Source organism: Paludibacter propionicigenes WB4, from assembly GCF_000183135.1.
Taxonomy (GTDB): Bacteria; Bacteroidota; Bacteroidia; order Bacteroidales; family Paludibacteraceae; genus Paludibacter; species Paludibacter propionicigenes.
Genome location: NC_014734.1, coordinates 3,195,430 through 3,214,298, shown reverse-complemented (window position 1 = coordinate 3,214,298; position 18,869 = coordinate 3,195,430). Strand labels below are relative to the sequence as shown.

The following is an 18,869-nucleotide window of genomic DNA, read 5'->3' as shown; positions in this document are numbered from 1 at the left end:
ATGGAAAATATAACCTGTGCAGCCGAACTTAAAATTGCGATTATTGAACTGGAATTCCAGCAAAACATTCAGGGTAAACTGCTGCAAGAAGACTTCTTTATAGCATACGAAAATCTGAAACCCGCAAACTTGATAAAGAATACGTTGAGTGAAATAACCTCATCGCCTTACCTGATTGACAATATGCTGAGTGCATTAACAGGATTACTAAGCGGTTATGTTTCAAAAAAAATTGCAATAGGCACGTCGCACAATCTGTTCCGAAAAATAATGGGTACAGTGCTTCAGTTTGGAGTTACAAACATTGTGGCACAGAATCCGGACGCACTAAAAGCACTGGGTAATTTTGTCATTCAGCATCTATTTAAAAAAAATGAAGATAAAACAGAAAACCTGTGATAACAAGCAAATCCATATTACCATTCTACGCTAAAGCCGGCATTTTCTTTGTCGGCCTTTCTGCCCTGTTGGCCATTTTATACATAGCACAGGGCATTATTGTTCCACTGGTGTTTGCCTTCATCATAGCTATTCTACTGCATCCTGTGGTGAAATTTCTTGTCAGTATCCGGATAAACAGGATCATGGCTATCATTATCACACTCCTGCTAATGGCTCTGATTATAGTAGCATTTATAGCACTTATCTACAAGGAGGCTGTAAGCTTCAGTGATTCATGGCCTTTGCTGGTTAAGAAGTTCACAGCCATTCTGGACGATACTATACAGTACACTTCGCAATATTTCAATATCAGACCGGCACTCATTCATACCTGGATTACAAAAACTCAGCATGAGCTTGTTACAATAAACAGTACTTTAATTGGCCAGACCCTTGTCACTGTAGGCAGTAGTGTAGCCACTATGCTCTTGGTTCCTGTTTACATCTTTGTGATTCTGTATTATCAACCGCTACTGATAGAGTTTGTCCATCGCCTTTTCGACGAAGCACATCAAAATCAGGTGCGTTCCATCACTACCAAAACCAAATCGGTTATTCAGCATTATCTGCTGGGATTGATTATCGAAGCAATTATTGTAGGAATTCTCAATACTGTCGGCCTTCTGCTGCTTGGAATTCAATATGCCATTTTGCTTGGAGTGCTGGGGGCTTTGCTTAATCTTATTCCATACATAGGAGGAATTATTGCCGTTGGATTATTTATGATGGTGGCACTGGTAACCAAAGAATCGTCGTGGTTTGCTCTTTATGTTTTTGGAGTTCACACCTTTATACAGATAATTGACAATGACTATATTGTCCCAAAAATAGTGGCTTCGAAAGTAAAAATAAATGCCTTATTCTCCATAGTGGTGGTACTGGTAGGCAACGCACTTTGGGGAGTTCCCGGAATGTTTCTCTCGTTACCACTTTTGGCTATTGTAAAAGTCATTTTCGATCATATAGAATCCACAAAACCCTGGGGATATCTATTGGGCGATACTATGCCTGCTCTAAAAAAACTCAAAAGCATGCATTGACACACTAAAAAACTCAAACAATTACTCACGGTAAAATAAATAATCATGATAGAAGTAAAAAAAGAAGGGATATTATTATCCCAATCTGAATTAGAATTTGAAAATGAAGGTATTTTAAATCCTGCAGTAATTCGCGATGGAGATAGTGTTCATATATTTTACCGTGCTGTTCAACTCTGGAATCAGTCCACAATTGGTTATTGCCGGTTAGACGGACCACTTAATATAGCCGAAAGATGCGATAAACCCATTATTTTCCCGGAATTTGATTATGAGTCGCAAGGTGTTGAAGATCCACGTATCGTAAAGATTGATGATACGTATTATATGTCCTACACCGGATACGACGGGGTGAATGCGCGTGGTGCGCTGGCTACTTCGAAAGATTTAGTGACTTTTACAAAACAAGGTCTGATAGTTCCTCCCATCTCCTACGCTCATTTTGTATATCTGGTAGAATCGGCCGGAAAGGTAAATGAGAATTATTATCACAACCACAAATTTTACTATCAGGAATCCGATCCGGATGAAAAAATTCTGCTGTGGGATAAAAACGTTGTATTCTTTCCCCGACGGATTAATGGAAATCTTGTATTTCTGCATCGCATCAGACCCGGTATCCAAATAGTATCCGTAAAAGAAATCAAGGATCTGACTCCTGAATTCTGGCAAGATTACTTTCTCAATTTTCAAAGCCATATCGTGATGGATCCTATCCATCAACACGAATCAAACTACATTGGCAGCGGGTGTCCACCCATCGAAACCGAACACGGCTGGGTGCTGATATATCATGGTGTGGAAGAAACAGATAACGGACTGGTGTATTCAGCCTGCGCTGCTTTGCTGGATTTAAATAATCCATCCATGGAGCTGGCCAGACTACCCGAGGTACTATTTAAACCAGAACATGAATGGGAACTGCTGGGTGCAGTGAATAACGTGTGCTTTCCTACGGGAGCTGCTTTGTTTGGAAATACTTTATTCATTTACTATGGGGCAGCCGATTCATATATTGCCTGTGCATCTTTGAAATTGACCGATCTGGTGAATGAATTGCTTGCCAACATGAAGAATACTGAAGAAAGTAGCATTGTCGACAAAAAAGATAAATCGCCAGGCGCACACAAGCTAAAGAAAACAACTAAAAAACCGAAAAAATGAAAAATGAAAATATTCCCGAAAAGATAGACCGACTTATCAGTCAGGAAGCTATATTTAGCAATAACAGCACTACGCTGTCCGCCAATACCATACGAAAAAGTATACACCATTCTCATACAGACAAAACGATTGATAAGGCCGAAATTCTATTCATAACATCATATCCGCCCCGCGAATGCGGAATTGCCACTTACTCGCAAGACCTGATTACGGCGCTCAATAACAAATTCAACAACTCGTTGTCAATTAAAATCTGCGCGCTGGAGAATGGCAAAACCAGTTACAATTATCCTGACGAAGTCAAATACCGGTTGGATACATCGCAGGTGACTTCGTACCTTAATCTGGCCGAAGAAATCAATGAAGATGATCGCATCCAGCTCGTTCTTATTCAGCACGAGTTTGGTTTTTACAAAGATCAGGAACAAGCTTTTCTGCAATTGTTATATGAAATATCCAAGCCAATTGTGGTTGTATTTCACACGGTACTCCCCCAGCCCGATGCACGTTTAAAGCTAGAAGTAAAAAACATTGTAGCCGCCTGTAAATCAATCGTTGTTATGACCAAAACGTCGGCAGCCATCCTGATGGATGATTATGGAATATCTACAAGAAAAATAAATATTATAGCTCACGGTACTCACCTGGTGCCTCACCTGAGCGAGAAGTTTTTAAAGGAGAAATACGATTTAGTCGGGCGCAAAGTGCTGACTACATTCGGGCTGCTTAGTTCCGGAAAAAGTATTGAAACGACTCTGAATGCATTGCCAGCCATAATAAAACAATGTCCGGAAGTTATTTTTCTGATCATAGGGAAAACACATCCTGAAGTGGTAAAAAATGATGGAGAAGTCTACCGGGAAAGCCTGATAGAAAAAGTAAAAACTCTCGGGATAAAAAATCATGTCAAATTTATAAACAAGTACCTGGATTTACCCACGCTGCTTGAATACCTACAGCTTACCGATATTTACCTGTTTACTACCAATGACCCGAATCAGGCTGTCAGTGGTACCTTTGCGTATGCCATGAGTTGTGGCTGCCCCATTATCTCTACTCCTATACCGCACGCCAAAGAATTTTTGGGAAAAGATACAGGTATCATTTTCGATTTCAAAAATTCCGTTCAGCTGGCCAAAGGTGTCAATCTTTTGCTAAACGACTATTCGCTGCGTAAAAACATTATTACCAACACATTGCAAAAAATTGTATCAACCGCCTGGGAAAATTCGGCTGTAGCGCATGCCATGTTATTCCAATATATGTCGGGTAATAGAATCCAACTTCAGTATAATTTGCCCGAAATTAATCTGAACCATTTCCAGGCCATGACAACCGAATTCGGAATGATCCAGTTTTCGAAGATTAATCAACCAAATTTAAAATCGGGCTATACACTCGATGATAATGCCCGCGCATTAGTTGCTACGTGTATGTATTTTAAAACCTCAGGAGATAAAGACAGCATCACTGAAATCCGAAAATACCTGGCTTTCATCAAGTTTTGTCAACAACCGACCGGTAATTTTCTGAACTACGTCGATCAGCAAAAGAAATTCACCGGTCAGAACAATGATGTCAACTTAGACGACTCCAACGGACGAGCTGTTTGGGCTTTAGGCTATGTGGTATCGTTGAAAGACATTCTGCCTACATCTGTTATTGCCAATGCCGTTAGTATTTTTGAGTTGGCTATGGAACATTTGGCAACCATAAAATCTCCGCGAGCCATGTCCTTTGCCATGAAAGGCATTTTCTACTTTCATAAAGGCAAAAAATCTAACGACTACCTCAACATAGTACATGTTTACGCCAACCGACTGCTTGAGATGTATAAGTATGAATCAAATATTATATGGGAATGGTTCGAGGGCTATATGACCTACGCCAACAGTATTTTACCTGAAGCAATGCTGTATGCATGGCTTATGACAGGCGAGAATATTTACAAAGACATAGCCCGGAGTTCTTTCAATTTCTTGCTTTCGCTGATTTTCAATAAAAACGGAATAGAAGTAATTTCGAATAAAGGTTGGCTGCAAAAAGGGCAGGAAGCCGGACAATTCGGAGAACAACCCATTGATGTGGCCTATACCATCATGACCCTGAGTAAATTTTACGATGTATTTATGGACGAAGAATACCACAAAAAAATGGATATCGCTTTTAACTGGTTTCTGGGCGATAACCGTCTGCATCAGATTATCTATAACCCTTGTACTGGCGGGTGTTATGACGGATTGGAAGAAACTCACGTAAACCTGAATCAGGGTGCAGAGTCCACTGTAAGCTATTTGATGGCACGCTTAACCGTAGAGAAATATAAAAATGAAGAGTAAAAACAGAAAGTCAATCGCACTCATCGTTGCACATCCGGACGATGAGACGCTTTGGGCAGGAGGTACAATACTTGAATAACGATGCGTAACACACATTTATGAAAGTAGAACATCAAGCAAATAAAAGCATCTGAAAACTTACTTTAGGTTTTGCATTATATAAAAGTTATGGTTCAGCTATAATTCTTTATATTATCTTTATAATAAAGCTTATATCTTTGTATTATTGAAAATGGACTAAAAACGCTCAATGATATGGACTCAAAGCTAACTATTCTGATAATAGATGACGAAATCCAGATAAGGAGACTTCTCGAAATAAATCTTTCTGCCAACGGTTATCGGGCTGTTGAAGCCGAAACGGGGAAAGACGGCTGTTTGTTAGCGGCTTCTGTAAATCCGGCTCTGATTATTCTGGATTTGGGATTACCCGATATGGATGGATTGGAAGTGTTGAAAAAACTGCGCGATTGGTACACAGGTCCCATCATTATTCTTTCTGCCCGCAATTCCGAAGAGGACATTGTATGGGCATTGGACAACGGGGCTAACGACTATCTGACCAAACCATTTCGTACCCGTGAGTTGCTGGCAAGGATACGTGTGGCTACACATCAAGTTATTCGTCAACAGGATGCAGCCATGGTATTTGATAACCTGACCATTGATCTTAGTAAACACGTGGCCACTAAAAATGGTGAAATCATTAAACTAACTACCACAGAGTTTTCGTTGTTGGCATTGATGGCCAAAAATGAAGGAAGAGTGCTCACTCACGTGTATATTCTCCAGGAAATCTGGGGTTATGGCTATACCGAACAAACCCAATACCTACGGGTTTTTGTTGCACAATTACGTAAAAAAATAGAAGACGATCCCACTAAGCCTAAATTACTGATTACCGAATCGGGCATTGGATACAGGTTTAGTGGAATATAAATAGTCCGTAACCCCACAGAGGAAGTTACGGACTATAACAAACATGAGTTGAGAAGTAAACTCATAGTAGGGAAAGGTTATTTCTTTTCCTTTTTAGGTATTTTCAGCGTGAAAACAGCACCGCCATTTACTCCATTAGCAGCAGATACAGATCCATTGTGTGCTTCCACAAATCCTTTTACGATAGACAAACCAAGTCCGGTGCCTCCGGCCTTGGCATCTTTTCCCCGATAGAATTTATCAAAAACCGATGACAATTCATCTTCAGGAAATCCATGTCCACGATCGGTTACTTTGATAAACAAATTATCATCGGCAAGTTCGATTTTTAGTTCAATAGCGCTTCCTTTAGGAGAATGCTGCGTGGCGTTCAGAACAAGGTTGTGCAGTACTTGTTCTATTAATCCGAAATCCACATAAATCAATGGAAGATCGTCGGGGATATCAATTTTAAACGTAAACGATTCAAGTTCATTCTGAAGCGATTCTGAAACCGAGTTCACTAAATCGTGAGCGTCGCACCAATCGGGGTGCGGCGTAATACGTCCTGATTCCAACCGAGACATATTCAATAAATTTTCCACCAATCGATTCAAGCGAATAGAAGCTGTATTGATTTCGGAATAAAGTTCCTGTTGAATTTGCTCCGGAAGTTGCTGTTCCAGCAAAGTCTCCGACGAGCCCATAATGGCTGCAATCGGGATGCGAAGTTCGTGCGAAATGGAATTAAACAGTGTCTTATACAGCTTTTCCGATTCGCTGATCATATAGGTTTTGCGGGTGGCATTGCGCAACAGCTCCCGTTCGTACTTACCAATAATTTGCGAGAGTGACGATTCCCAAAACTGTTCTTCACCGTGCGTGAATACTTTGGTTTGCTTTACCACGATTACACCCAACGTGCTGTTACTGCCGATCAACGGATAATAAGTAAATTCGTTGGAAGGAAGCGTACTGGTGAGATTTCCGGCTTTCATGGAGTTTTTCTCTACCCAATGAATGATACTCATTTCGCTTTCGGTCAATTGAATGGTAGAATTCTCTTTCGGCATCACCTCCAGTTGATTCACATCATTTTTGACGACAATGCTGCATTCCAGTTTGAAATAACGGTTGATAAAATCGTAAGCAATCTTAATCACCTCGTCGAAGCCCGAAACTGAGTTTAAATCCTTGGTAAGTTGATAAAGGGCATGGGTACGTTCTTCGCGCACACGTATCTTTTTTTCCTGACGACGAACACGCGAAGTTAATGTGCCATTGACCAGTGCCACAATGAAAAACATAACCAACAACAGAATATCAAGCGGCTTTTGAATAAGAAATGTAAATTGAGGCGGAATAAAGAAATAATCCCAGATTAATGCGCTGGCAGTGGCGGCAAACAACACCGGACCGGTGCCATAAAACAAAGCCAGCAATGAAACCATAAACAGCAAAATAACCGACACCACCTGATAGCCTACAATATCTCTGACTAAGTAACTCAACACCGAAGTCAGGGCCACAATCAGCGAAACGGTGAGGTACTGACGACTGCGTGACGTAAAGGTTGGAATGGTTGATTTTATATTGATTTTGTCTTCCACCGGAGTATCGGAGCCGAGAATATACACATCAATATTACCGCTGTATTTTATCAGTCGGTTCACAAAATTACCGAGCTTCAGTAGCGATTTCAGACTACTAAACCGCGATTTCCCAACGATAATATGCGTAATGTTTTCTTTTTGAGCATAGTTTATAATGGCTTTTACCAGGTCGTCATTAGTGACAATGCGCACTTTGAATCCCAGTTCCTTGGCCAGTTCAATGTTGGCATCCAGCTGCTCGTGGTCGCGTGGGGTTAATCGTTGACTAGTTTCTACATAAAGTGCTTCCACATTGGCACCCATGGTGTATGCCAGATTTTTGGCCCATTTCAGTAACCCTTGCGAAGATGGACTGACGCCAATAGCCACCAGAAAATGCAAACCCGATTTCCACGGACCACGAATGCGCTTGTCCTGCATGTAATCGTGCAACTGATTATCGACACGATCGGCAACAATGCGCAACGACATTTCGCGCAGGGCGGTAATATTTCCTTTGCGGAAGAAGTTATTGACGGCTTCTTTCGAGCGTTCGGGGGTATACACTTTTCCATCCGAAAGTCGTTGAAGCAGTTCGTCGGGCGTAATGTCAACAAGTTCAATATCATCCGAAGTTTCAAAAATAAAGTCCGGCAAAGTTTCGCGGATGATAACACCGGTGATTTGTGCCACCGTGTCGGTGCGACTTTCCAAATGCTGCACATTAAGTGTAGTGAAAACATTAATGCCATTTTCCAACAACTCCTGCACATCCTGATAGCGTTTATTGTGGCGGCTCCCGGGTGCATTGGTATGTGCCAATTCATCCACCAACACAATCTGGGGATGACGAGCTATAATAGCGTCTAAATCCATCTCCTCAACGGAAGTGGATTTATACTCAATGGCTTTGCGGGGGATGATCTCAAAACCATGCACCAATGCTTCTGTCTCTTTCCGCTTATGCGTTTCCACATAACCAATGACAATGTCATTTCCTTTCTTTTTCTCAACGTGTGCCGCCTGAAGCATGGTGTAAGTTTTCCCCACACCGGCACACATGCCAAAGAAAATCTTCAGCTTTCCCCGTTTGTTTTTTTCTTCTTCTTTGGCCAATGCTGCCAGAAGCTCGTCGGGATTTGGTCTGTCAATTTCGAAATCGTTCATTTTAATCAAGATTAAGAGTAACCACTAAGTCACAGAGAACACAGAGAAACACTAACGAATCATTTTTTCTGTTTCTTTCAAAGTGCTATGCGTCTTGTAACTCGTAACTATCTACTTGTAACTATTGAAGCTTGTCTAAAGCAATATTCAGTAATAATACATTCACCCTACTTTCACCCAAACAGCCCAATTGTGGTGCTTCGGTCATTTCTGCAACAAGTGCTTTCAGTCTTTGCTTTTGAGTATTGTTAAAATACCTGGCCTTTGCAATACGATTAATTTGCAGCAGAGCAGCCTCCGGCGAAATATGCGGATCAAGACCGCTTGCCGAAGCGAAAAGCATTTCGGACGGAACTTCTACATCTTTATCCAATTGATTGAATGCTATAAATTTATTTTTCCGTTCAACAAACTGATCTTTTAGTTTTTTAGCTGTCAGACCATAGTTACTACCACCCGAAGGTAATGGATTATTTCCAATTGCCGATGGACGAGACGTAAAATAAATTGTGCTGTCGGATTGTTGTCCGATAAGTTCACTTCCGATTATTTTGTTGCCTTTTAAAATCAGGCTACCATTAGCTTGATGTGGAAAAACTACCTGCGCGATTCCCGTAACTAAAAGCGGGTATACAATTCCGGTAAGAATGGTAAATACCAGAAATATTTTTAAAGCGATACCAAATGTTTTCATAGAACCCCTAACCCCTAAAGGGGAATTAAGAGTCTCATTACTTCTATTATCAGAAGTTTCCAATGAATTTTTTATCTGTTTCATATCTGTATTTTTTTAATCAGTTGTAATTAAGTTCCCCTTTAGGGGTTAGGGGTCTTATAAATTTATCAATAAATCAATAATTTTAATCCCGATAAACGGTGCCACCAAACCGCCGAATCCATAAATCAGCAGGTTTTTTGTCAGTGCTCTATTGGCTGATATTGGTTTATACGTTACTCCTTTCAGTGCCAATGGAATGAGTGCGATGATAATAAGTGCATTGAAAATGATAGCACTTAGAATCGCGCTTTCGGGCGAACCAAGTCGCATGATGTTTAGTGCTGACAGAGGTCCTTGTCCGTTGCTTCCGGCATACAGTGCAATAGAAATGGCCGGTATAATGGCGAAGTACTTGGCCACATCATTGGCAATACTGAAGGTGGTCAGCGCACCACGGGTCATAAGCAGCTGTTTACCTACTTCCACCACTTCAATCAGTTTGGTAGGATTACTATCCAAATCCACCATGTTACCGGCTTCGCGGGCAGCTTGTGTTCCTGAGTTCATAGCGATACCAACATCAGCTTGTGCCAAAGCAGGCGCATCGTTGGTTCCATCACCAATCATTCCCACCAAGTGTCCTTTTTCCTGTTCTTCGCGGATACGGCGCAGTTTATCTTCGGGTTTTGCTTCGGCCATAAAATCATCCACACCGGCTTCGGCAGCAATGGCAGCAGCGGTCAGCGAGTTATCGCCGGTAATCATCACGGTGCGGATTCCCATTTGACGAAGTTCAGCAAACCGCTGTTTGATTCCCCCTTTTACAATATCTTTCAGGTGAATTACCCCCAATACTTTATTGTCTTCGGCCACCACCAAGGGTGTTGCTCCCTGACGTGCCAAATCGGATACTATATCAATTACTTTTTGAGAATACACACCATTATTTGCCTCTACAAAAGCCTGAATGGCCTGCGACGATCCTTTGCGAATCTGATGTACTTTTCCTTCGGGTGTTTTCAAATCCACCCCACTCATACGCGACTGTGCCGTAAAAGGAATAAAGGTTGCATGCAAATGGGTAATGTCACGTCCACGGATATTGAATTTTTCCTTAGCCAATACCACAATCGAACGTCCTTCGGGCGTTTCGTCGGAAAGAGACGAGAGTTGAGCTGCATCGGCAAGTTCTTCCACGGTTACATTTTCGGCCGGAACAAAGTTGGTTGCCATACGGTTTCCGAGTGTAATGGTTCCTGTTTTGTCGAGTAAAAGCACATCCACATCACCTGCTGCTTCAATGGCACGACCGCTGGTAGCTATAACGTTTCGTTGAATCAACCGATCCATTCCGCTGATACCGATAGCACTCAACAATCCGCCAATGGTGGTTGGGATAAGACAAACCAGCAGGGCAATCAATACCGGAATAGACAAGTTGTGTGACTGCGGAATTCCCGAAGCATTTAGACTGTATCCGAAAAATGCCGGAAGCGTAACTACTGCCAAAAGGAAGATAATGGATAAGCCCGAAAGCAAAATCGTCAGGGCTATTTCGTTTGGTGTTTTCTGACGTTTGGCACCTTCCACCAAGGCAATCATGCGGTCTATAAAAGTATCGCCTGCATCGGCTGAAATACGAATCAGAATGCGGTCACTCAAAACTTTGGTTCCACCGGTTACGGCTGAGCGGTCGCCACCGCTTTCGCGAATTACCGGTGCCGACTCGCCCGTTATGGCTGACTCATCGACACTGGCAATTCCCTCAATTACTTCTCCATCCGAAGGAATTACATCATTCACTTCGCAAACCACAATGTCACCTTTGCGTAAATCGGGAGCTAACACTTCGGTTTCTTTGTCACCAACCATTTTACGGGCAACGGTTTGCGTGCGGTTTTTACGCAGACTTTCAGCTTGTGCTTTTCCACGTCCTTCGGCTATTGCTTCTGAAAAATTGGCAAAAAGCACCGTAAACCAGAGCCAAATGGCAATTTGTAAATTGAAAGACGAATATCCTCCCTGAAAAATTCCCAGAAAAACAATGATAGTTGTTAGTACTGCTCCGATACCAACTATAAATATAACCGGATTTTTTATCAAAACAGCAGGACTTAATTTTATTACGCTGTCTTTCGCAGCCCTCGCAAGTAGCTTTTTATTGAAGATACTTTTATTTGATTTTGTTGTCATAATGCTAATTATTTTCTGTCCCTGTTAAGGATAGAGGAGTTTAAAAAGTAATTCCGTTATTCATTAATAAATGTTCTACTATCGGACCTAATGATAAGGCCGGGAAATAAGTCAACCCTCCGACAATAATGATTACGCCGATTAGTAAAGAAACAAACAGCCAGTTATCCGTTTGGAAAGTTCCTGTTGACACGGGGGTAATTTTCTTTTTTGCCATATTTCCTGCAATAGCCAGTATCGGGATAATTACTCCAAATCGCCCAATCAGCATTCCTATTCCCAAAAGCAGGTTATAGAAAACTGTATTGGCATTGAGCCCGGCAAAAGCACTACCGTTGTTTCCGGCTGCTGAACTGAAAGCGTACAGAATTTCGGAAAATCCGTGCGGTCCGGCATTGTTCAGGCTGGATAAGCCCAAGGTACTTACCGCCGCCCATGCCGTGAATAGCAAAATAACAAAAGAGGTTGCCAGATTGGCTATGATTGCCATGGTCACTTCAAATGCTTCCACTTTTTTACCAAGGTATTCAGGCGAACGACCTACCATTAATCCTGCAATAAATACCGTGAGAATAATGAACACAACCATACCGTAGATACCAGCTCCCACTCCTCCGAAGACAATTTCGCCAAGCATGATATTAATCATGGCAACCATTCCTGCCAATGGCGATAGACTGTCGTGCATAGCGTTTACAGATCCATTGGAAGCTGCCGATGTGGAGGTTGACCATAGTACGCTGTTAGTTATTCCAAACCGGGTTTCCTTCCCTTCCATCAATGCTGAATGACCGAAAATAGGATTGGCTGAATACTCACCATACAAGGATATCGCTAAACCACCAAGTAATAAAATCATCATTACAATGAAAATTGTCCAACCCTGACGTTTAGAACCAACCATTTTACCATAGGTGAAAGTCAATCCGGCAGGAATCAACAGAATAGCAAGCATTTCAAGCAGATTGCTTAATGGAGTTGGGTTTTCGAATGGGTGAGCACTGTTGGCATTAAAGAAACCACCGCCGTTTGTCCCGAGTTGTTTAATCGCTTCCTGTGAAGCTACCGGACCCATTGGGATTACTTGTTGTGCGCCTTGTAATGTGTGAGCAGTTTGATAGGTTTCAAAGTTTTGGATAACTCCTTGTCCCACCAGAAAAACAGCAAATATTATTGAAAGTGGTAAAAGCACATACAAGGTAGAACGGGTTAAATCCACCCAGAAATTGCCCAGCTTGTCAGTTGTTCTGCGCGAAAGCCCTTTGGTTAGAGCCAGTAAAACGGCTATTCCGGTGGCTGCACTCACAAAGTTTTGAACGGTAAGCGCCAGCATTTGCACTAAATAGCTCAGTGTGGTTTCACCGCCGTAGCCTTGCCAGTTGGTGTTGGTCATAAAACTAACGGCTGTGTTGAAGGCCGAATGCCACGACACATTGGGTAAATTTGCCGGATTTAATGGAAGATAGGCCTGCGTGAGTTGAAGCAGGAATACAAACAGAAATCCGATGAAGTTGAACAGCAACAACCCAAATGTATAAGTCTTCCAGTTTGTTTCTTCGGTAGCATCAACACCGACAAGTTTATATGTCAATCGTTCGAGCCAACCAAGCGGAGCCGACATTAGATGCTTTTCGCCGGTAAAAACTTTGTACATGTAATTTCCAAGCACAGGCGTTAAGCCTATCAGTAGCCCGAGAAAAATGATAATCTGTAAAAAATCGTACGTTGTAAACATATTATTTTGTTATTATGAGAATGATCCGTTGTTAGAATTTCTCCGGTTTAATCAATGAATAAATCAAATAACCAAGTATAACCACGGCTATTATTGCTCCGATAATATAGCCTGTTGTGCTGCTTGTTTCAGTAGCTGTAACCATTAAAAGTTTTGTTTCCATCTCAGTAGTTGTTTAAATGTAAAATTGATGAATAATATCATCGTCATTATCCTTACTTTCTTTAATTGTTATATATGCATCCGATTCGTCGTCGTATAACATTTTGTCGTAAAATTCACCATAGCCGCTAATGCGAGCAAATAACCATCCGGCTGCAAAGGAGAGAATCACCCCTCCGGCTAATTCAAGAAAACTAATTATTGCGTCCATTCTGTTTGTTGATTTAAAACCGCTTAAAATATTGTTGTTTAAGCTCCCTGTTTATCCGATGCAAAAATACAATGGAAGGTATAAGCATAAAATCAAAAATGCAGGGTGAGATATAAGGATTTTATAAAGAAAAAAATACGGCTCATTTACAAATAGTTACGAGTTGCGAGTTACAAGAAAACAGTAAACGAGTAGACAAGTAAACATGTAGACAGAGGATTGGTTACCAAAAACCAGTTGACAAATAAACAAATTTCCAATCAATAAAATTTCAGGATGAATGAATATAGCGACAGCTTAGTATATCCAGGAGGACAGAAGTGTCAGTTTGCAAATGAAAAAGCCTGCTATAGCAGACTTTCATCATAAAACATTGATAATAAAAGACTTGACAATTAGCCGACAGAGCTACATAGTATATTTTCATTTCTTCAAGCCACCTTGAAGGTTCTTCAAGCCACATTTTCAATTCGTCAAGCTACCTTGAAGGTTCTTCAAGCTACATTTTCAATTCGTCAAGCCACCTCGAAGAAACGTCAAGCTACATTTTCAATCCGTCAAGCCACCTTGAAGAAACGTCAAGCTACATTTTCATTTTGTCAAGCTACCTCGAAGAAACGTCAAGCCACTATGTAGGTTTGAAAATGTACTATGTAGATTCAAAAATGTACTATGTAGCGCTGAAAATACACTAGTACATCCTATCCTTGCGTAGTGTAACAGCAGCTATGTACCCGCACGAAACATCTATCCACTACAGTAACAGAGCTATACGTCTTCATAACTTTAAAACATACTAAAATCTAAGATAAATAAGCATTTTTAATTGAAATTTCAAAATAAACATAATTACACTTGCGTAAGTTAATTATAGTTTGTATTTTTGGGAGGGCTAAAAAAATAAAATGTAACCTCTAAAGTGGAAATACGTAGAACTCAGTTCCGCATATCCGGCTATATGGAGATATATGTGGAACTCAGGTATACATATATTTGTGTTGTGTGTTATTAAGACCGACTCCTAGTATTTACAAAACCTACAAAGATGATTAAGTTCGAAAATCATATAATATTTGATGACATAGAATCTTGGCCAAGTGCAATGCTAGACCTAATTAGAGAAAATGAAGATTCACTGAAAGGATTTTTAGAAGAAGAACATCGTATTGGTAAATTGGCCAGAGAAGATGTCGAGCTAAGGTATAACAGACCTGAAAATATTTATCGTGAAAAGTGGGACGAAATAATCAGTGAAATTGAAACTTTACTAAAACAACATTCAATAATCGGAATTCATTGTTCTAAACTTTTAGATTGGGAAATTAAAGACATTGAAAACAATGGATTAAAACCATTAGATAGAGACTTTGCAAATAGGAGAATTGAGAAGGCTGTAAAAGAAGGAGCTCTATCAAAGGTATTAAGTGACAAATTGATTGATAAAAAAGAATTTAGCGAATCAAATAGAAAAGGATACGTTTGGGTTTTTCATTGTTTAGAGACGTTAACTTTTGAGAGTGGGCTTAATAGACTTTTGGGGTTGTGGGGCGGTGAATCATTATATGCCTACATAAAAGACAATCAGGAATTAAAAACTATTGGAACTCCTTGTATAGTATTTACTTCTATAAAAATAAGTGAACTTGACATATACCCAGAATTAAGCAAAAGAATGACTGCGTTCTATTTCGACGATAATTATTTCCCACATGACACAGACTCAATTATTAAGACTGATTTAAATGTCTTAAAAGTTGTCAAACGTGATGAAAAAATATTTGAAGAATTAACAGGAATTGAAAATTGGGACAATGAAAGATACTAAATAACAACACACAACAATGTGTATAGTGCATAAGGGTTTCAGAGGTTTTCGAGCCGTGTCTCCCGCATCAATTTTGGGTGGTGATTTGACAGGTTTGAAGCCCGCAATCCCTTACGACACCATACACTTAACGTTACCAAACATTTAAAAAAAAACTGACTGCATATGATAATTAAACGAATAACTGCAAAAAACTATCGGACACTTGAAAATATTGAGGTTGAATTCAAAGGGTTTTATACCGCCATTAGTGGAAGAAATAATGCTGGTAAATCTAATATTATTAGAGCTATTCGAGGAATTCTTAATCAAGGAATAAGATTCCGATTTACTGGTAATTCAATTATGGGTATTGACGCTTTTGATTGGAAAGATGAGATTACAAGTTGGAAAAAAGAAACAAAAGAAGATGTTATTGTTGATTTGACTCTTGAAATAGATAAAAATAGCGATTCAGCAATTTATAAGTTTCTCACGGACTTAATTTTTAAGGATGCTGCAAATATTGACATTTCGGATAAAGAAAATCTTCAAATTAAGCTTACAAAAACATTTAAAAATGAAACAAAGTTTATTGTACTTTTTGGAAATAATGAAGTAAAAGAAGATTATCAAAAGCAAGAAGTATTGAAACGTTTACGAGGAACTCAATGTTTGATTTTCCATAATTCAACAAGAAATGAGAGTTTTAATCCGTTTGGTGATAGTATCGATAAGGTGACAAATTTTATTGGAACCGCTGAATTAGAAGCAATAAATAAGAAGAAGGAAGAATTGGTGAAAATTGTACAGAAATCACTTAAACATCATCAAGACGAGCTTACCAACCTTTTGGGTAATTTAGAGGAAAAATATGAAGTAAGTTTATCAACTCAAGGCCTGAATTTTGAAAGAGAAACAATCGATATATCTCTAAAAGAAAAAGACGCTGACGTTTCATTGGATGATTGGGGAAGTGGAACTAAAAACAGAACACTTATTTTTCTCAATCTTCTAAATGCTAAACGCGCACAAAACTCTTCGGCTGAATCAGATAGGATAACACCTATCGTAATAATTGAAGAACCTGAATGCTTCTTGCATCCACAAGCTCAAGCTGAATTTGGTCGAATATTACAAGACTTGGCTACAAAGCTTCAAATTCAAGTAATAACAACAACTCATAGTCCTTATTTATTGAGCTTTAAAGAACCTGCAGCAAATATTCTTATTGACAGAGATACAAAACCGAAATGTAAAGATTCAAGTTCTTATGTTGTAAAAACGGATAGTGAATACTGGTATGAACCTTTTGCATTTGCATTGGGAATAAATCAATCTGACTTTGGTCCAATGAAAGATGTGATTTTTAGTGGGAATGCAAAAATACTACTAGTTGAAGGTATTATCGACAAGGAATATATGAATTATCTTCAAGAAAGTATTCATGGTGAAAATGCATTAAGGAATGATATCGAAATATTTGCTTACGATGGAGCAGATAATCTAAAAAACAATATTTTGATGAATTTCATAAAAAGCAAATTCAAAAATGTAGTAGTGACTGTTGATTTAGACAGATTTGAAAGTATAAAGAGCTCAGTAATTGCAATTGGATTTAAGGAAAATCTTGACCTATTCCCAATTGGGAAAAAAGAGGTAGGCAAAGAATCAATCGAAGGACTAATACCTACAATTGTATGTACAAATGTTTATGGGCGAGAGGCTGAAACTGTTCGAAGAGCAACAATGGGTAATGGTAAACCTCAAAAATCTGCTAAAAACGAATTGAAGAAAAAATTGCTTGATGAATTTAAAACATTGGCTATAAGTGATGAATTGCACAAGGACTTTTATGTGTTAACAAAAAAAATCAATAAAGCATTCAAATAAAAACGTTTGGTAACAAAAACTATATGTCAATTGGGGCTTCGGTGCGGACAACAAAGTTCGCAGCCCGCAACAACGGCATCGGGGTTCGACAGGAAAGCAACCCGCAATCCCCAACTGCATATAGTTCCGTCCGTTATGCCCCATTCTAAAAAAAATAAAAACATGTGCATATTTAAGAACAGAAAAACCAAAATGGAGACAATATCAATACTATTAGCAGCTGGCTTTTCAGCCCCTAAAGGTTACCCTGTAGGTAATACGCTTAACGAAAGTCTTACAAAACTAGACACAAGTGAAATTTCATTCTCACCTGATGGAAGATTGACAGTTTCAATAGATGGAAAGAAACCTGATTTTGGATATAAAACAAGCTATGAAGTAGAATTTGAATTTTGTCTTGAACTAATCAAACATTATAATAAGAAAAAGGGAAACTTTGACTATGAGGAATTCTATGATTATTTATTAGAAGAGGCTGTTAATGACAAAGAAGCTGAGAGTTTAGCTACTGGATACATAAAAGACAAAGACTATTCCCAAATCATATTTGCACTAAGAAATATCTATAACCAATTAGTTGCGCATTTTCTTAAGGACGGAATAGGTGCAAACTGGTATGACAATGAACCATATCAAATTGGAAATACATATACAGGTTATACTGGATTTTTGAAATACTTAAAGCACATTGGAGAAACAAAAATAGTAAATATCCATACTTTAAATCATGATTTATTCTTTGAATCGTTAAATAAAACAGATTTTTTATCTGGTGAGCTTTGTGATGGTTTTGAAGAATTAGGTTCTCAATACTATGGAACTTTATCTACAGATAATCGCTCTTATAATTGCCGACTACAACATTATACAGGGAATTATTCAAAAAAATACAGGCTTTTTAAACTTCATGGAAGTCTCGACTATTGTGTCTATTATAGAAACGAAGGAATATCTTTAGTTGCTGAAAACTATATTAAATCAAGATATGGTATTGGCGTTTCAAATATTCTAAAAGAAGTAAAGGATAAGAACGGAATACTTTCTTATGAAAGATGTTTTGTGAATTACCACGCCGATTTTTTGACAGGAACAACTTCAAAAATAAAACGATACGAAGAACCATTATTATACAATAAATTATTTGACATTTTTAAAGCCAATTTGAAAAATGCCGACAAATTAATAATTGTAGGTTATGGTGCAAAAGACTCTGAAGTAAACAAGATGATTGTCGATAATTTTGATTTCAAAAATAAAAAAACATTCATTGTAGACCCTTATGCTGGCGACACAGTTGAAAAATTCGCGAAAGAAATTAACGCCAAAATTATCAAAAAACAATTAGAATCTTTAGCGCTGACAGATTTTGATTGACAGAAAAAGAAAAAAGAATGAAAGCAGAACACACGCTCAGTCGTTATGCCTATTCTGAAAAAAGAAGAGAACAAGACAAGTGTGCTTTAAACTAAAAAAAATTATCAACAATAACAAT

14 protein-coding genes are annotated in these 18,869 nt (G+C 39.1%); 8 read left to right on the top strand and 6 right to left on the bottom strand.

Annotated elements, in window-relative coordinates; translation table 11 throughout:
- The 5 genes from PALPR_RS13305 to PALPR_RS13285 all read left to right on the top strand — a co-directional run bounded on the left by PALPR_RS13305 (position 1) and on the right by PALPR_RS13285 (position 5,923).
- On the top strand, positions 1-399 hold the full coding sequence (locus PALPR_RS13305) for a hypothetical protein (protein ID WP_013446171.1): 399 nt from the start codon (positions 1-3) through the stop codon (positions 397-399).
- Positions 396-1,481: an AI-2E family transporter gene (locus tag PALPR_RS13300; protein ID WP_013446170.1), complete on the top strand. Its 1,086-nt coding sequence runs from the start codon at positions 396-398 to the stop codon at positions 1,479-1,481. The genes PALPR_RS13305 and PALPR_RS13300 overlap by 4 nt, the downstream gene beginning before the upstream one ends.
- Positions 1,482-1,526: 45 nt before the next feature.
- Positions 1,527-2,645: a glycoside hydrolase family 130 protein gene (locus PALPR_RS13295; RefSeq protein WP_013446169.1), complete on the top strand. Its 1,119-nt coding sequence runs from the start codon at positions 1,527-1,529 to the stop codon at positions 2,643-2,645.
- Complete coding sequence (locus PALPR_RS13290) at positions 2,642-4,984, top strand: glycosyltransferase (RefSeq protein ID WP_013446168.1); 2,343 nt, start codon at positions 2,642-2,644, stop codon at positions 4,982-4,984. The genes PALPR_RS13295 and PALPR_RS13290 overlap by 4 nt, the downstream gene beginning before the upstream one ends.
- Before the next feature lie 255 nt (positions 4,985-5,239).
- Positions 5,240-5,923, top strand: coding sequence for a response regulator (locus PALPR_RS13285; RefSeq protein ID WP_013446167.1), 684 nt, complete (start codon positions 5,240-5,242; stop codon positions 5,921-5,923).
- Positions 5,924-6,000: 77 nt separating this feature from the next.
- Here PALPR_RS13285 and PALPR_RS13280 read toward each other — a convergent pair whose 3' ends face one another.
- The 6 genes from PALPR_RS13280 to PALPR_RS13260 all read right to left on the bottom strand — a co-directional run bounded on the left by PALPR_RS13280 (position 6,001) and on the right by PALPR_RS13260 (position 13,680).
- Positions 6,001-8,661, bottom strand: a complete 2,661-nt coding sequence (locus PALPR_RS13280) for a sensor histidine kinase (RefSeq protein ID WP_013446166.1) — start codon at positions 8,659-8,661, stop codon at positions 6,001-6,003.
- A 121-nt stretch (positions 8,662-8,782) separates the two neighbouring features.
- Entirely contained in the window at positions 8,783-9,439 is a 657-nt protein-coding gene (gene kdpC / locus PALPR_RS13275) for a potassium-transporting ATPase subunit KdpC (protein ID WP_013446165.1), read from the bottom strand.
- 54 nt (positions 9,440-9,493) lie between these two features.
- Positions 9,494-11,572 (bottom strand): potassium-transporting ATPase subunit KdpB, encoded by a 2,079-nt coding sequence (gene kdpB / locus PALPR_RS13270; RefSeq protein WP_013446164.1) that lies wholly within the window; start codon positions 11,570-11,572, stop codon positions 9,494-9,496.
- 40 nt (positions 11,573-11,612) lie between these two features.
- The gene (gene kdpA / locus PALPR_RS13265; protein WP_013446163.1) at positions 11,613-13,307 is read right to left on the bottom strand and encodes a potassium-transporting ATPase subunit KdpA; all 1,695 of its coding nucleotides are present in this window, start codon (positions 13,305-13,307) and stop codon (positions 11,613-11,615) included.
- Between the two features lie 31 nt (positions 13,308-13,338).
- Positions 13,339-13,470: a K(+)-transporting ATPase subunit F gene (gene kdpF, locus PALPR_RS15715; protein WP_013446162.1), complete on the bottom strand. Its 132-nt coding sequence runs from the start codon at positions 13,468-13,470 to the stop codon at positions 13,339-13,341.
- A gap of 12 nt (positions 13,471-13,482) precedes the next feature.
- Positions 13,483-13,680, bottom strand: a complete 198-nt coding sequence (locus PALPR_RS13260) for a hypothetical protein (RefSeq protein ID WP_013446161.1) — start codon at positions 13,678-13,680, stop codon at positions 13,483-13,485.
- A gap of 1,045 nt (positions 13,681-14,725) precedes the next feature.
- Between PALPR_RS13260 and PALPR_RS13255 the strand changes: the two genes are divergently transcribed.
- The 3 genes from PALPR_RS13255 (at position 14,726) to PALPR_RS13245 (ending at position 18,751) form a co-directional block, all read left to right on the top strand.
- Positions 14,726-15,505, top strand: coding sequence for a hypothetical protein (locus PALPR_RS13255; RefSeq protein WP_013446160.1), 780 nt, complete (start codon positions 14,726-14,728; stop codon positions 15,503-15,505).
- Between the two features lie 165 nt (positions 15,506-15,670).
- Entirely contained in the window at positions 15,671-17,377 is a 1,707-nt protein-coding gene (locus tag PALPR_RS13250) for an ATP-dependent nuclease (RefSeq protein WP_013446158.1), read from the top strand.
- Between the two features lie 192 nt (positions 17,378-17,569).
- On the top strand, positions 17,570-18,751 hold the full coding sequence (locus tag PALPR_RS13245; protein WP_171805047.1) for an SIR2 family protein: 1,182 nt from the start codon (positions 17,570-17,572) through the stop codon (positions 18,749-18,751).
- Positions 18,752-18,869: the final 118 nt, after the last annotated feature.

Excerpts from the sequence above, each read along its gene's own strand:
- PALPR_RS13280 (WP_013446166.1), bottom strand. The coding sequence starts at position 8,661 with ATGAACGATTTCGAAATTGACAGACCAAATCCCGACGAGCTTCTGGCA.
- PALPR_RS13255 (WP_013446160.1), top strand. The coding sequence starts at position 14,726 with ATGATTAAGTTCGAAAATCATATAATATTTGATGACATAGAATCTTGG.
- kdpC (WP_013446165.1), bottom strand. The coding sequence starts at position 9,439 with ATGAAACAGATAAAAAATTCATTGGAAACTTCTGATAATAGAAGTAAT.
- PALPR_RS13290 (WP_013446168.1), top strand. The coding sequence starts at position 2,642 with ATGAAAAATGAAAATATTCCCGAAAAGATAGACCGACTTATCAGTCAG.
- PALPR_RS13305 (WP_013446171.1), top strand. The coding sequence starts at position 1 with ATGGAAAATATAACCTGTGCAGCCGAACTTAAAATTGCGATTATTGAA.
- kdpB (WP_013446164.1), bottom strand. The coding sequence starts at position 11,572 with ATGACAACAAAATCAAATAAAAGTATCTTCAATAAAAAGCTACTTGCG.
- kdpF (WP_013446162.1), bottom strand. The coding sequence starts at position 13,470 with ATGGAAACAAAACTTTTAATGGTTACAGCTACTGAAACAAGCAGCACA.
- PALPR_RS13295 (WP_013446169.1), top strand. The coding sequence starts at position 1,527 with ATGATAGAAGTAAAAAAAGAAGGGATATTATTATCCCAATCTGAATTA.
- PALPR_RS13250 (WP_013446158.1), top strand. The coding sequence starts at position 15,671 with ATGATAATTAAACGAATAACTGCAAAAAACTATCGGACACTTGAAAAT.
- PALPR_RS13260 (WP_013446161.1), bottom strand. The coding sequence starts at position 13,680 with ATGGACGCAATAATTAGTTTTCTTGAATTAGCCGGAGGGGTGATTCTC.
- kdpA (WP_013446163.1), bottom strand. The coding sequence starts at position 13,307 with ATGTTTACAACGTACGATTTTTTACAGATTATCATTTTTCTCGGGCTA.
- PALPR_RS13285 (WP_013446167.1), top strand. The coding sequence starts at position 5,240 with ATGGACTCAAAGCTAACTATTCTGATAATAGATGACGAAATCCAGATA.
- PALPR_RS13245 (WP_171805047.1), top strand. The coding sequence starts at position 17,570 with ATGGAGACAATATCAATACTATTAGCAGCTGGCTTTTCAGCCCCTAAA.